Here is a 600-nt window from a genome sequence, read left to right as displayed (position 1 = left end):
TGTCCTCCTTCGGGCTGTCCGGCACCAACGCGCACGTCATCCTGGAAGCGGCAACGGAGCCGGCCGCCCCCGAGCCCGGGGCGACTGCCGTGCCGCTGCCCGTCATCCCCTGGGTGCTGTCCGGCCGCGGAACCCACGCCCTGCACGCCCAAGCGGAACAGTTGCTGGCGCGCGTTCAGGACGACCCCGACCTCACCCCCGTCGACGTCGGCTTCTCCCTCACCGCCACCAGATCGGCCTTCGAACACCGTGCCGTCGTCCTGGGCGAGGACAGGGACGCGCTTCTCAAGGGTGTCCAGGACCTGATCGATGGTGTGGCCAGTCCGCAGTACGTCACCGGTACGGCCACCGGAGCCGTCAAACTCGCGTTCCTCTTCTCGGGGCAGGGCGCGCAACGGCTGGGTATGGGGCGGCAGTTGTACGACGCCTTCCCTGCGTTCGCCGATGCCTTCGACGCCGTATGCGCCCATCTCGACCTGGAACTCGACCGGTCCTTGAAGGAAGTCGTCTTCGGGGAGGACGCCGAGCGGCTGGACGAGACGCGCTGGGCGCAGCCGGCTCTGTTCGCCGTCGAGGTCGCCCTGTTCCGGCTGGTGGAGT

General features: G+C 69.2%; 1 protein-coding gene. It reads left to right on the top strand.

Annotation, left to right across the window (positions count from 1 at the left end):
• A partial coding sequence (locus IE225_RS32755; RefSeq protein ID WP_190061295.1) for an acyltransferase domain-containing protein occupies positions 1-600 on the top strand: 600 nt, incomplete at both ends.

Source organism: Streptomyces echinoruber, from assembly GCF_014651135.1.
Classification (GTDB): domain Bacteria; phylum Actinomycetota; class Actinomycetes; order Streptomycetales; family Streptomycetaceae; genus Streptomyces; species Streptomyces echinoruber.
The sequence above is the reverse complement of the archived record's forward strand: the minus strand, read 5'-3'. Positions and strand labels throughout refer to the sequence as shown.